The organism is Hoeflea marina (assembly GCF_003182275.1).
Taxonomy (GTDB): domain Bacteria; phylum Pseudomonadota; class Alphaproteobacteria; order Rhizobiales; family Rhizobiaceae; genus Hoeflea; species Hoeflea marina.
Window position 1 is genome coordinate 1,117,206 of record NZ_QGTR01000001.1, and the last position, 13,929, is coordinate 1,131,134.

Below are 13,929 nucleotides of genomic sequence, written 5' to 3' on the forward strand. Positions count from 1 at the left end.
TTTGCATGTGCGGGTCCGGAACGCCCCTGCCTACATTTCGATGACGAGACCATCGGCCAGCGTCACGCGCCGGTCGAGCAGGCTTGCGAGTTCATGGTTATGGGTGGCGATCACCGCCGACAGTCCCGACTGCCGGACCAGCGCGTCGAGCGCCTCGAACACATAGCCCGCCGTCTCCGGATCAAGATTGCCGGTCGGCTCGTCGGCCAGCAGCACGATGGGCGCATTGGCGACCGCGCGGGCAATGGCGACCCGCTGCTGCTCGCCGCCCGACAGCTCGGAAGGGCGGTGGTCGGCGCGATGGCCGATGCGCATGTAGTCGAGCAGCTGTGATGCCCGCTCGGCCGCATCCGCCTTCGAGAGGCCGGAAATCAGCTGCGGCATCATGATGTTTTCGAGTGCCGTGAATTCCGGCAGCAGATGATGGAACTGGTAGACGAAACCGATCTCGGTGCGCCGGATCGCCGTGCGCCGGTCATCCGACAGGCCGCCGCAGGATTCGCCGGCGATGATCACCTCGCCCGCATCGGGCTGCTCGAGCAGACCGGCCAGCTGCAGCAGCGTCGACTTGCCCGTGCCCGATGGCGCCACCAGCGCCACCGTCTCGCCCGCCCTGAGGGTGAAATTGGCGCCGTTGAGAATGGAAAGCTGGCGCTCGCCCTGAACGAAATGCCGTTCGACGTCGATCATTTCCAGCACATTGTGTCGAGCCACGTTGGGTCCTTTATTCATAACGCAATGCCTGCACCGGATCGAGCTTCGAGGCGCGCCAGGAGGGGATCAGCGTGGCGATGAACGACAGCCCCAGCGACACGAGCAGGATGGCCGTGGTTTCGCCCGAGCGCATGTCCGCGGGCAACTGGCTGAGAAAATAGAGTTCGGGGTTGAACAGCGCCGTTCCCGATATCCAGGAGAAGAACTGGCGGATCGATTCGATGTTGAGGCAGACGACGACGCCGAGCACGAAGCCGGCAAGGGTGCCGGTGACGCCGATGGCGGCCCCGGTCATGAAGAAGATGCGCATCACCGAGCCAGATGTCGCGCCCATGGTGCGCAGGATGGCGATGTCGTGGCCCTTGTCCTTGACCAGCATGATCAGCCCCGAGACGATGTTGAGCGCCGCCACCAGGATGATCAGGGTGAGGATCATGAACATGACGTTGCGTTCCACCTGCAGGGCGGAAAAGAAGGTCTGGTTGCGCTGCCGCCAGTCGGTGACGAAGATCTGCCGGCCCGCGGCCGCCTCGATCAGCGGTCGCATCTCGTCGATCGCATCGGGATTGTCGACGAAGATCTCGATCGACTGTACCAGTCCCTCTGCGTTGAAATAGAGCTGCGCCTCTTCCATCGGCATGTAGATGATCGAGGCGTCATACTCCGACATGCCGATCTCGAAAATGCCCGAGACGATGTAGGACTTGACCCGCGGCGTGACCCCCATCGGCGTCACGTCACCCTCCGGCGCGATCAGGGTGATGCGGTCTCCGGCAGCGAGACCCAGTGACTCGGCCATGCGCGAACCGATCATCACGCCGTCATTGGCGGCGAACGCCACCATATCGCCGGACCGGATATTGGAGGAAACCACCTTGAGGTCGGTGAAATCGTCCGGGCTGATGCCGCGCACCAGGGCGCCGGTTCCGGCTCCGGCGACGCCGGAGGCGAGCGTCTGCCCCTCGACCAGCGGAATCGCCAGCGTCACGCCGGGCACGGCCCGGAACTTCTTGGCCAGGTCGAGATAATCGTCGAGAGGCCGATCCATCGGCTGCACGATCATGTGACCGTTGATGCCGAGAATGCGGGAGATCAGTTCGGTGCGGAAACCGTTCATCACCGCCATGACGATGATCAGCGTCGCCACCCCGAGCGTGATGCCGAGAAACGAGAACCCCGCGATCACCGAGATGAAGGCCTCCCGGCGCGGCGCCCGGAGGTAGCGCCAGGCAACCATGCGCTCGAAGGCGGAGAACGGTCGGGCCGCAGCCGCCAGCACCGGCGTATCCATTTCGGCGGTCGTGTCAGTCATGGTCTCTCCTGTCGGCGCGCTGACATCAGCGCCCGTTCGTGAGGCGGTTGATGGCCTCATCGATGCTCAGCGTCTCGCGTGCGCCGGTGGCGCGGATCTTGATCTCGACATTGCCTTCGGCTACCGAACGCGGCCCGGCGATGATCTGGATCGGCAGGCCGATGAGGTCGGCAGTGGCGAACTTGGCGCCGGCGCGCTCGTCGGTGTCGTCGTAAAGCACGTCCAGGCCGGCATTGCCGAGCACCGTCTCGAGCCGCTCGCAGGCGGCGTCGCAGCCTGCGTCGCCCGGCTTCATGTTGATCAGCCCGACATCGAACGGCGCAACACCCTCGGGCCAGATGATGCCGGCGTCGTCATGCGATGCCTCGATGATGGCGCCGAGCAGGCGCGAAGGGCCGATGCCGTAGGAGCCCATCGACACGAAATGCTGCTTGCCGTCGGGCCCCTGCACGGAGGCCTTCATCGGCTCGGAATACTTGGTGCCGAAATGGAAGATGTGGCCGACCTCGATGCCGCGGGCGGAGACGCGGGAGTCCTCGGCCAGACCGTCCCAGGCCTGGCGCGCCCAGTCTTCCTTCTCCATGATCTCGTCGGTGGCCGCGAACGGCGTCGTCCATTTGTTGACGATGGCCGCGATGGCTGCATCGTCGGCATAGTCCGTGTCGGCGGACGGCACGGCGAAGCCGTCGAAATCGCGGTGACAGAAGACCTGGGATTCACCGGTTTCCGCCAGCACGATGAATTCATGGCTCAGCGCCCCGCCGATCGGGCCCGTGTCGGCGCGCATCGGGATCGACTTGAGGCCGCAGCGTTCGAACGTACGCAGATAGGACACGAACATGCGGTTGTAGGCGGCCTGCGACGCCTCGTAGTCGAGGTCGAAGGAATAGGCATCCTTCATCAGGAATTCGCGTCCGCGCATCACGCCGAAGCGCGGACGGCGCTCGTCGCGGAACTTCCACTGGATGTGATAGAGATTGAGCGGCAGGTTCTTGTAGGACTTCACATAGGAGCGGAAGATGTCGGTGACCATTTCCTCGTTGGTCGGCCCGTAGAGCATCTCGCGCTCGTTGCGATCATTGATGCGCAGCATTTCCTGGCCGTAATCGTTGTAGCGGCCGCTCTCCTTCCACAGATCCGCCGGCTGCACCGTCGGCATCAGGATCTCGATCGCCCCTGCCCGGTCCTGCTCCTCGCGAACGATGGTGCAGACCTTGTCGAGCACGCGCTTGCCCAGCGGCAGCCAGGAGTAGATACCGGCCGACTGCTGCTTGATCATGCCGGCGCGCGCCATCAGGCGGTGCGAGACGATCTCGGCATCCTTGGGGTTCTCTTTGAGGATGGGAAGGAAGTATTTCGACAGGCGCATGGGGTGATCCGTTTTGAGGCCCAGCCTTGGCGGCTGAATCGGGCGAAAGAAGGGTGGTTGTCTTCGAAGCTGCCGCCGCCGACCGTTCCGCAGGACGCGCCCGTCCTTTGAATCCGCACAAAGGGTGTGCGGTCAAGCGATTTCGGCCGGCGCGCCCCCGCAAAGCAGAGTGTGGTCAGTTTTCGGGCCTCGCGTTCTCCCGGGATACTTCGACATTTCAACATCTTGCAGGGTTTCGGCGAATCGAAGTCCGCATCGCCCCTTGGCTGCTGTTCATATCCGCTTCGCCTGGCAAAGAAAACCCGCCGAATCCTCCGCCGGAGAGCGGTTCACCTTGCCCAGAAGATGCAACAGCATGGAGATTTTCACCCATAAAGTGCGTGACAAGGTGACGCGACTGCGCTAAACAAAGTCTACAAATGAGGCACTTGGAACAACAATGTGCCCAATTCGCGGTCAAAGTCTTGGGAGGATAGGATCTCAGGCGCGCTCTGTCGCAGCCCCCGGGAAACTGGGAAATGGATCACGCGATACCTGTGCAACAAGGCCTAACGGCCTTGTTTTTTTTTGCTCTTCCCCTGTCCTCACGCCTGCGCCGGTCAAGACCCTGCGCTCGCCAGACCAAACGCCAGCGCGATGGATGAGCTGAGAAATCAGGAGGTTGCAGCGCGCCGCTGACTCTGTTTGGCACCCGGATGCGGCATCCCTCGCAGGAGGGACATGATCCCTCTGCCGGGGTGGCGGCGTCGGAGACCGGTCGGCCGTCCCGTTAGCGCCAACTTACGCTCAGTAGCTGAAATCCGGTGCCAGCGCCATGAGGTCCTCCATCGTATAGCCAAAATACATGGTCAGCCCGAGATAGGCGGCGAACACGACGCCGGAGACCAGCGTGGTGCGGAGGACGACCCGCCAGAGGCTGAAATTTGCCGGCGCGCTGGCCACGGTCCCCGGCACCACCTCGCCCGCCTCATATTGCGTGCGCAGGCCGAACGGCAGCACGACGAACAGCGCCACCCACCAGATGATGAAATAGATCGCGAATGCGGTTCCAAAGCCCATGAGCGTTCTCACCCTGCCTGTTCGAGTTCAACCAGCGTTCCGCAGAAGTCCTTCGGGTGCAAGAACAGCACCGGCTTTCCGTGGGCGCCGATCCTGGGGTTGCCGTCACCGAGCACGCGCGCCCCGTCCGCCTGAAGCCGGTCGCGCGCAGCCAGGATGTCGTCGACCTCGTAGCAGACATGGTGCATGCCGCCGGACGGGTTCTTGACGAGAAATGCTGCAATCGGCGAGTCCGCCCCGAGGGGCTCGAGCAGTTCGATCTTGGTGTTGGGCAGATTGATGAACACCACGGTCACCCCGTGTTCAGGCAGCGCCTGCGGCGCGGTCACCTCCGCGCCCAGCGAGGCGCGGTACTGGTTGGCCGCGGCCGCCAGATCCGGCACCGCGATGGCGACATGGTTCAATCTGCCCAGCATGGGTACTCCTCAGATCTTGGTGACGAACACCGTGACGTTCGGCTTCTTGCCCCATACCTCGTTTGCGGTGTTGCGAACAGCGCGGCCAATTGCCTCGCGCACAGAGTCGACATCCTTGCGGCGGGCCCGAGGAATGCTCTCGACGGCGCCGAGCACGGCGTCGTAGAGCACATCTTCGAAGACATCGCCGTCCTGGTCGAATTCCGGCAACCCCATCGGCACCACCACCGGGTCCCGCTCGATTTCAAGCTGCGCGTCGAGCACGACATTGACGGCGACATGGCCGGTGAACGACAGCTTCCTGCGGTCGCCGATGCCGAGTTCGTCATAGGCGCCGATCATCTGGCCATCCTTGAAGATCCGGCCGTGCGGCGCTTGGCCGATAACGGTCGCCGGACCGGGCGCCAGGCGCAGGATCGATCCGTTTCGCACCTTCGGCACGGTCTTGATGCCGCTGGCCTTGGCCAGTTCCCCCTGCGCGACCAGATGCGCGGCTTCGCCGTGCACCGGCACCAGGATCTGCGGCTTGACCCATTCATACATCTGCACAAGTTCGCTGCGCCGCGGATGGCCCGACACATGCACCAAAGCATCCGTGTCGGAGATGATCTTGATGCCCTGCTCGATGAGGCCGTTCTTGATCTCGATGATGCCCTTCTCGTTGCCGGGAATGGTGCGCGAGGAGAACACCACCGTGTCGCCGGACGTCAGCGCCACATGGCGCATCTCGTCGCGCGAGATCTTGGCAAGCGCCGCCCGGGTTTCTCCCTGGCTGCCGGTCAGGATGATGACCACCTTGTCGCGCGGAATGTAGCCGAATTCGTCCTCGGCGAGGAATTCCGGAATGTCGTCCATCATGCCCAGTTCGCGGGAGACCGCGACGACGCGCTTGATCGAGCTGCCCAGCAGCAGCACTTCGCGGCCGCAGTCGCGCGCCGCCTCGGCGATCGAGCGGATGCGCCCGACATTCGACGAGAAGGTAGTGACGGCCACGCGGCCGGTGGCGGCCTCGATGACCCCGCGCAGCCCCTTGGCGACCTCCTGCTCCGACGGCGACACGCCCTCGCGCATCGCGTTGGTGGAATCGCACATCATGGCAAGGATCCCCTCCTCGCCGAGCTGGCGGAAGCGGGTCTCGTCGGTCAGAGGTCCGAGGGACGGATGCAGGTCGATCTTCCAGTCTCCGGTGTGGATGAGATTTCCCAGCGGAGTGCGGATGACCAGCGAGAACGGTTCGGGGATCGAATGGTTGACCTGCACCGGCTCGATCTCGAACGGACCGACCTGGAAACGGTCGCCTGCCTTGAACAGCTTCACCGGCACCTCGGCGCGGGTGCGTTCATAGGCGCGCTTGGCTTCCAGCATGCCGGCGGTGAAGGCCGATCCGTAGACAGGCACATTGCCCAGCATCGGCCACAGCTGCGCCAGCGCGCCGTAATGGTCCTCGTGCGAGTGGGTGATGATGATCGCCTTGAGCTGCTTGCCCAGCTTCTTGACATATTTGATGTCGGGCAGCACCAGATCGACGCCGGGCAGATCCAGGCCGGGGAAGGTCACGCCGCAATCGACCATGATCCATTCCCGCTTGGCGGGAGGTCCGTAGCCGTAAAGCGCCAGATTCATTCCAATTTCACCCACCCCACCGAGGGGCAGGAATACCAGGTCGTGGTCTTTGGTCATACGTGGTCCTGTTTGTTTGCTATCGGTCAATTGCCGGAAAGAAGACATCGCCAGCGGCGATACATTGTTTTTGCCCGTCGGGCGCGAGGAGTATGAGGCGGCCTTCGGCGTCGATGCCGTCGAACAGACCGTGCAGGTCTCGATCCGGCAGACGCACTGTGATTGCTGATCCTACGCCCTCTGCCCGTTCAAGCCAACCGGCGCGTATGGCGGCAATGCCGCGCCCCCTGTCCCACAGGGCCAGGGCTTCGGTCATGGTCACGTAGAGCCGGGCGAAAAGCTCCTGCGGAGAGCAGCGCGCGCCCAGTTCTTTCAGGCAGGTCGCCGGATAGAGCCCCGCCTCCGGGCGATGTGCGACATTGATGCCGCAGCCGATCACCACGGCGCGGCGACCGTTGGCGAGCTGCTCGCTTTCGATCAGTATGCCGGCGATCTTGCGCCCGTCGACGCGCACGTCGTTGGGCCATTTAAGCCTCGGCTCCACGCTGTCCGTGGGCAGCGAGCGTCGGATCGCCTCATGTACCGCGACCGCCACCGCCAGCGGCAGCGAGGCGAGTGCGGCCACCGGAGCCGGATCGACCAGCAGCAGCGATGAGTACAGATTGCCCGGCTCGGAGATCCACTGGCGGCCGCGCCGCCCGCGTCCGCCGAGTTGCCGGTCGGCGGTGATCCAGAGATCGCCCGCATCGCCCGCCCGTGCCCGCTGCATGCATTCGGTATTGGTCGAATCGACATCGCCCAGCGCCAGGTGACGGTAGTCCGGCGGCGTCACATCCGTCGGACGCGTCAAAAGAACGTCTTGGCGGCTACGTCGGCAGCGAGGCCCAGCGGGTTGGAAAACATCACGTAGAACAGGACGAAGAGACCTGACACGCCGAAGACCAGCTTCAACTCGCCCGCCACCGGCACGAACTCGCCCGCCGGCTCGTCAAACCACATGATCTTGATGATCCGCAGATAGTAATAGGCGCCGACCACAGAGGCGAGAACGCCGATGATGGCGAGTGCGTAGAGATGCGCCTGCATCGCGGCCAAGAAGACCACATACTTGGCGAAGAAGCCCGCCAGCGGCGGAATGCCGGCCAGCGAGAACATCAGGATTGTCAGCATTGCCGCCATGAACGGATTGGTCCTGGCAAGTCCGGCCAGATCCTCGATCTGCTCGACATTGCCTTCTTCCTTGCGCCGCATGGCGAGAATGCAGGCGAAGGTGCCGAGCGTCATGACCATGTAGACAAGCATGTAGATGAGCACGCCGCGCACGCCCGCCTGGCTGCCCGCTGCAAGCCCGACGAGGGCAAAACCCATGTGCGCGATGGACGAATAGGCCATCAGCCGCTTGATGTTGCGCTGGCCGATGGCGGCAAAGGCGCCGAGCACCATCGAGGCGATGGCCATGAACACCACCACCTGCTGCCACTGCGCGGCGGCTGGCTCGAAGGCATGGGAGACCAGCCGGACGAAGATCGCCATGGCGGCAATCTTCGGCGCCGCCGAGAAGAAGGCGGTCACCGGCGTAGGCGCACCCTCATAGACGTCAGGCGTCCACATGTGGAACGGCACGGCGGAAATCTTGAAGGCGATGCCCGCGATCAGGAACACCATGCCGAAGATGAGCCCGAGCGACGGAGTCTCGGCGGTGAGCGCGGCCGAGATCTCGGCGAAGCCGACATGGCCGGTATAGCCGTAGACCAGCGAGGCGCCGTAGAGCAGGATGCCCGACGACAGCGCGCCGAGCACGAAGTACTTGAGTCCGGCTTCGGTCGAACGGATGTTGTCGCGGTTGAACGCGGCCACCACATAGAGCGCCAGCGACTGCAGCTCGAGGCTCAGATAGAGAGAGATCAGGCTGTTGGCCGAAATCATCAGCATCATGCCGAGCGTCGCCAGCACCAGCAGCACCGGAAACTCGAAGCGGTCGATGCGGTCGGTCTTGGCGTGACCGACGCTCATCACCATGGCGGTGATCGAGCCGATCAGCGCCAGCACCTTCATGAAGCGGGCGAAGGAGTCGTTGATGAAGGCGCCGTTGTAGGCCACGCCATTGTCCGTCACCAGCACCAGCCAGAGACCGGCGGCGATCAGCAGCGCCACCGCCAGGCCGTTGACAAGCGTCAACGACTTCTCGCCGGAGAACACCCCGACCATGAGCAGGAACATCGCCCCGCCCGCCAGCATCAGTTCCGGGGCCGAGAGCTGAAGGCTCGAAAAGAGAAGGTCTGCCGTCATGGTCAAGTCGTCCCCGTCGCTCAGTTGACCGGCAGCGCGAGATCGCGCGCTGCCTGCAGCGAAGCTGTGTAGTTGTTGACAAGCGCGTCAACCGACGCAGCTGTCGCATCGAAGATCGGCGCCGGATAGACACCGTAGAAGATCACAAGCGCAATCAGCGGATACAGGATCACCTTCTCGCGGCCCGACAGGTCGAGCATCGCCTTGAGGCTTTCCTTCTCCAGCGCGCCGAACATCACCCGGCGATAGAGCCACAGGGCGTAGCAGGCAGACAGGATGACGCCGAAGGTCGCAAAGAACGCCACCCAGCTGTTGGCCTGGAAGGCGCCGAGCAGGGTCAGGAATTCGCCCACGAAGCCGGACGTGCCCGGCAGGCCGACATTGGCCATGGTGAAGACCATGAATGCGAGCGCATATTTCGGCATGTTGTTGGCAAGCCCGCCATAGGCGGCGATCTCGCGGGTATGCAGCCGGTCATAGACCACGCCCACGCAGAGGAAGAGCGCACTCGACACCAGGCCGTGGCTGAGCATCTGGAAGATCGCCCCCTGCACGCCCTGCTGGTTGGCGGCGAAGATGCCCATCGTCACGTAGCCCATATGCGCCACCGAGGAATAGGCGATCAGTTTCTTCATGTCCTGCTGCATCATCGCAACCAGCGAGGTGTAGATGATGGCGACGATGGACAGCGTGAACACCATCGGCGCGAAATAGTCCGAGGCCAGCGGGAACATCGGCAGCGAGAAGCGAAGGAAGCCGTATCCGCCCAGCTTAAGCAGCACGCCGGCCAGGATCACCGAGCCTGCCGTCGGCGCTTCCACATGCGCGTCGGGCAGCCAGGTGTGCACCGGCCACATCGGCATCTTCACCGCGAAGGAGGCGAAGAAGGCCAGCCACAGCCAGGTCTGCATCGCCGGCGGGAAATCATGCGCCAGCAGGCTGCGGATGTCTGTCGTGCCCGCATCCCAGTACATCGCCATGATCGCCAGCAGCATCAGCACCGAGCCGAGCAGCGTGTAGAGGAAGAACTTGAAGCTCGCATAGACCCGCCGCTTGCCGCCCCAGACGCCGATGATGATGAACATCGGGATCAGGCCCGCCTCGAAGAAGACGTAGAAGAGCACGATGTCGAGCGCGCAGAAGACGCCGAGCATCATCGTTTCCAGGATCAGGAACGCGATCATGTACTCCCGCACGCGCTTCTCGATCTTCCAGCTCGCCAGGATGCAGAAGGGCATCAGGAAGGTGGTGAGAATGACGAACAGCATCGAGATGCCGTCGACGCCCATGGCGTAGGAGAAGCCGGAGCCCGTCATCGCTACGTTCTCGACGAACTGGAAGCCGGGATCTGCGTTTTGGAAATTGATCCAGATGAACAGCGACAGCACGAAGGTGAAGCCCGTCCCGAGCAGCGCCACATTGCGGATGTTGCGGCGCCCGGTCTCCGTGTCGTCACGGATCGGCAGCAGGAACAGCACGCAAACCAGCGGTATGAAGGTGACGACTGAAAGAATTGGCCAATCGGTCATCAGAATGCACTCCCGAGCATCATCCAGGTGACAAGGGCTGCAATACCGATGAGCATCACGAATGCGTAGTGGTAGAGGTAGCCGGTCTGTAGCCGGACAGCCCGGCCGGAGATGTCCTGCACCCGGGCGGCGATGCCGTCGGGGCCGAAGCCGTCGATGACGCGGCCATCACCCTGCTTCCACAGGAAGGTGCCGAGCCACTTGGCAGGACGAACGAAGAGAAAGTCGTACAATTCGTCGAAGTACCACTTGTTGAGCAGGAATTGGTAGAGCCCCTGGTGCTCGCCGGCCAGGCGCCTGGGCGTTTCCGGCGAGCGGATGTAGAAGAACCAGGCTGTCGCAAAGCCGATCAGCATGGCCAGGAACGGGCTCAGCGCGACCCAGAGCGGCACGTGGTGGTACTCTTCCACGATCTCGTTCTCAGGCAGGGTGAACAGCGCTCCCTTCCAGAATTCGGCGTAATGGTGGCCGAAGAAATAGTCCTTGAAGATGAAGCCCGCCAGCAGCGCGCCGGCCGCCAGGATGTAGAGCGGCACCAGCATGACCGGCGGCGATTCGTGCACATGGTGCATGACGTCGGCGGAAGCCCGCGGCTTGCCGTGGAAGGTCATGAAGATCAGCCGCCAGGAATAGAAGCTGGTGAACAGCGCAGCGACCACCAGCAGCGTGAAGGCGAAGCCCGCCGCCGGATTGTGCGCCATGAAGGCCGATTCGATGATCGCATCCTTGGAGAAGAAGCCCGAGGTGCCGATGATCGTGCCGGGGATGCCCAGGCCCGTCAGCGCGACGGTGCCGATGATCATCATCCAGTAGGTGGCCGGGATGTGCTTGCGCAGTCCGCCCATCCGCCGCATGTCCTGCTCGTCGGAGACGGAGTGGATCACCGAACCGGCGCCAAGGAACAAGAGCGCCTTGAAGAAGGCGTGGGTGAACAGGTGGAAGATCGCCGCGCCATAGGCGCCGATGCCGAGCGCCACGAACATGTAGCCGAGCTGCGAGCAGGTCGAATAGGCGATCACCCGCTTGATGTCGTTCTGCACCAGGCCGACGGTGGCGGCGAAAAAGGCGGTGATGGCGCCGATGATGACCACGACGGTCAGCGCGCTCTGCGACAGTTCGAACAGCGGCGACATCCGCGCCACCAGGAACACGCCGGCCGTCACCATGGTGGCGGCATGAATCAGCGCCGACACCGGTGTCGGGCCTTCCATGGCGTCGGGCAGCCAGGTGTGCAGCAGGAACTGCGCCGACTTGCCCATCGCGCCCATGAACAGCAGCAGGCAGACGCCGGTCATGGCGTGCCCCTTGTCGAGGCTCATGCCGAACAGGGTCATGATGATCTCGCCGCCGGCTTTCGCCCCCTCCTGCGGGATGAAATCGGCGGCGCCCGCGAAGATGGTGTCGAAACCGACCGAGCCGAAGAGCACGAAGACGCCGAAGATGCCGAGCGCGAAGCCGAAATCGCCGACGCGGTTGACGATGAAGGCCTTCATGGCGGCAGCCGCCGCCGACGGCTTCTTGTACCAGAAACCGATCAGCAGATAGGACGCGAGGCCCACCCCTTCCCAGCCGAAGAACATCTGCACCAGATTGTCAGAGGTCACCAGCATCAGCATGGCAAAGGTGAACAGCGACAGATAGGCAAAGAAGCGCGGCCGATGCGGATCGTGGTGCATGTAGCCGATGGAATAGACATGCACGAGGGACGACACCGTGTTGACCACGACGAGCATGACTGCCGTCAGCGTGTCGATGCGGAAGGCCCATTCGACATTGAGCGTGCCCGAGTCGATCCAGCGCATGACCGGGATCTTGATGGTCTCGGCGTCGCCCATGGCCACGGTGAAGAAGGCCACCCAGGACAGGACTGCCGCGACGATGAGGAAAAGGGTGGTGACGTATTCGGAAGCCTTGGCCCCGATCGATCGGCCGAAGAGGCCGGCGATGATGGCGCCGATCAGCGGCAGGAAGACGATAGCGTGATACATGGTGCCGTCAGCCCTTCATCATGTTGACGTCTTCCACGGCGATGGAGCCGCGGTTGCGATAGAAGACGACGAGAATGGCAAGACCGATTGCGGCTTCCGCCGCCGCGACCGTGAGCACGAAAAGCGCGAACACCTGGCCGACCATGTCGTTGAGCTGCATCGAGAAAGCCACGAAATTGAGATTGACCGCCAGCAGGATCAGCTCGATCGACATCAGGATGACGATGACGTTCTTCCGGTTGAGGAAGATGCCGAACACGCCGAGCGTGAACAGGATCGCGCTGACCGTCAGGTAGTGGGAGAGTCCGATTTCCATGCGCTTTTTCCTTGTTCCCCGCCCTAGATGCCCTGGCCGGACTTGACCTTGACAACCGACATGGCTGTCTCGGGCGAACGTGCGACCTGCCGGGAAATATCCTGCCGTTTGATGTTGTCCCGGTGCCTCAGCGTCAGCACGATGGCGCCGATCATGGCCACCAGCAGTACGAGCCCGGAAATCTGGAAGTAATAGACGTAATCGGTGTAGAGCACGTCGCCGAGCGCCGCCGTGTTGGAGCGCGTCGCAAGATCCGGGATCGGACTCGATCCGCCGGCGGCTGTCTTCGGCAGGAACGAGTTGCCCGCCACCACCAGCACCATTTCGGCCGCCAGGATGAGACCCACCAGGGCGCCGATGGGCGCGTATTCCAGCGCCCCCGCCTTGAGCTCCGTGAAGTCGATGTCGAGCATCATCACGACGAACAGGAACAGCACCATCACCGCGCCGACATAGACGACCAGCAGGATCATGGCCAGGAACTCCGCCCCCGTGAGCAGGAACAGCCCGGCCGCGTTGAAGAAGGTCAGGATCAGGAACAACACCGAATGCACCGGGTTGCGCGCCGCGATCACCATGAAAGCGGATGCGATTGCCAGGAAGGCAAACAGATAGAAAAAGAGTGCCTGCAGACCCATGATCGGTGCCTTTTCGTCTTTCCCTGAGCGACAGGCGCCGTGGCCCCTGCCCCAAAGCGGACGGATCGGCTTGCGCCATGCCCTGTCCGCGTATCGATTGTGGCCGGTCGTCCCTCGGGGGCGGCCAGGCCGGTGTCCCGCCGCGCCTCAGCGGTAGGGTGAATCCATCGCGATGTTGCGCGCGATTTCCCGTTCCCAGCGGTCGCCGTTGGCGAGCAGCCGGTCCTTGTCATAGTAGAGTTCCTCGCGCGTTTCCGTCGCGAACTCGAAATTCGGTCCCTCGACGATCGCGTCAACCGGACAGGCTTCCTGGCAGAAGCCGCAATAGATGCACTTGACCATGTCGATGTCGTAGCGAACCGTGCGCCTTGTGCCGTCGTTGCGGCGCGGGCCGGCCTCGATGGTGATCGCCTGTGCCGGGCAGATGGCCTCGCACAGCTTGCAGGCGATGCATCGCTCTTCGCCGTTCGGATAGCGCCGCAGCGCATGCTCGCCGCGGAACCGCGGGCTCACGGGCCCCTTTTCATAGGGATAGTTGACGGTCGCCTTCGGCGTGAAGAAATAGCGCATCGACAGAAAGAACGCGCCCACGAACTCTGCCAGGAAAAGCGATTTGGCGGTTTGAGCCAGACCCATCTTCAAACTCCCGTCGGGGCTGGGCGCGCAAACGCCCGGCCGG

13 protein-coding genes are annotated in these 13,929 nt (G+C 63.2%); all 13 read right to left on the reverse strand.

Annotated features, from left to right (window positions below; genetic code table 11):
- Nucleotides 1-30: 30 nt before the first annotated feature.
- The 13 genes from DFR52_RS05025 to nuoI all read right to left on the reverse strand — a co-directional run bounded on the left by DFR52_RS05025 (nt 31) and on the right by nuoI (nt 13,886).
- A complete protein-coding gene (locus DFR52_RS05025; protein ID WP_245415224.1) occupies nt 31-690 on the reverse strand; it encodes an ABC transporter ATP-binding protein in 660 nt (219 codons plus the stop codon).
- A gap of 34 nt (nt 691-724) precedes the next feature.
- Entirely contained in the window at nt 725-2,026 is a 1,302-nt protein-coding gene (locus DFR52_RS05030) for a lipoprotein-releasing ABC transporter permease subunit (protein ID WP_110030764.1), read from the reverse strand.
- 25 nt (nt 2,027-2,051) lie between these two features.
- Entirely contained in the window at nt 2,052-3,395 is a 1,344-nt protein-coding gene (proS, locus tag DFR52_RS05035; protein ID WP_110030765.1) for a proline--tRNA ligase, read from the reverse strand.
- A gap of 786 nt (nt 3,396-4,181) precedes the next feature.
- Complete coding sequence (locus DFR52_RS05040; RefSeq protein ID WP_110030766.1) at nt 4,182-4,454, reverse strand: DUF1467 family protein; 273 nt, start codon at nt 4,452-4,454, stop codon at nt 4,182-4,184.
- Nucleotides 4,455-4,462: 8 nt separating this feature from the next.
- Nucleotides 4,463-4,870 carry a methylmalonyl-CoA epimerase gene (gene mce / locus DFR52_RS05045; RefSeq protein ID WP_110030767.1) on the reverse strand — a complete coding sequence of 136 codons (408 nt, stop codon included), beginning with the start codon at nt 4,868-4,870 and terminating at the stop codon, nt 4,463-4,465.
- 9 nt (nt 4,871-4,879) lie between these two features.
- Nucleotides 4,880-6,550, reverse strand: a complete 1,671-nt coding sequence (locus tag DFR52_RS05050; protein ID WP_110030768.1) for a ribonuclease J — start codon at nt 6,548-6,550, stop codon at nt 4,880-4,882.
- A 19-nt stretch (nt 6,551-6,569) separates the two neighbouring features.
- Nucleotides 6,570-7,322, reverse strand: a complete 753-nt coding sequence (locus DFR52_RS05055; RefSeq protein WP_170132214.1) for a biotin--[acetyl-CoA-carboxylase] ligase — start codon at nt 7,320-7,322, stop codon at nt 6,570-6,572.
- A gap of 14 nt (nt 7,323-7,336) precedes the next feature.
- Complete coding sequence (gene nuoN, locus DFR52_RS05060; protein ID WP_110030769.1) at nt 7,337-8,779, reverse strand: NADH-quinone oxidoreductase subunit NuoN; 1,443 nt, start codon at nt 8,777-8,779, stop codon at nt 7,337-7,339.
- Nucleotides 8,780-8,799: 20 nt separating this feature from the next.
- Entirely contained in the window at nt 8,800-10,308 is a 1,509-nt protein-coding gene (locus tag DFR52_RS05065) for an NADH-quinone oxidoreductase subunit M (protein WP_110030770.1), read from the reverse strand.
- A complete protein-coding gene (nuoL, locus tag DFR52_RS05070; RefSeq protein WP_110030771.1) occupies nt 10,308-12,296 on the reverse strand; it encodes an NADH-quinone oxidoreductase subunit L in 1,989 nt (662 codons plus the stop codon). The genes DFR52_RS05065 and nuoL overlap by 1 nt, the downstream gene beginning before the upstream one ends.
- 7 nt (nt 12,297-12,303) lie before the next feature.
- A complete protein-coding gene (nuoK, locus tag DFR52_RS05075; protein ID WP_110030772.1) occupies nt 12,304-12,612 on the reverse strand; it encodes an NADH-quinone oxidoreductase subunit NuoK in 309 nt (102 codons plus the stop codon).
- A gap of 23 nt (nt 12,613-12,635) precedes the next feature.
- Nucleotides 12,636-13,250 (reverse strand): NADH-quinone oxidoreductase subunit J, encoded by a 615-nt coding sequence (locus DFR52_RS05080; protein ID WP_110030773.1) that lies wholly within the window; start codon nt 13,248-13,250, stop codon nt 12,636-12,638.
- A gap of 147 nt (nt 13,251-13,397) precedes the next feature.
- The gene (gene nuoI / locus DFR52_RS05085) at nt 13,398-13,886 is read right to left on the reverse strand and encodes an NADH-quinone oxidoreductase subunit NuoI (protein WP_110030774.1); all 489 of its coding nucleotides are present in this window, start codon (nt 13,884-13,886) and stop codon (nt 13,398-13,400) included.
- Nucleotides 13,887-13,929: the final 43 nt, after the last annotated feature.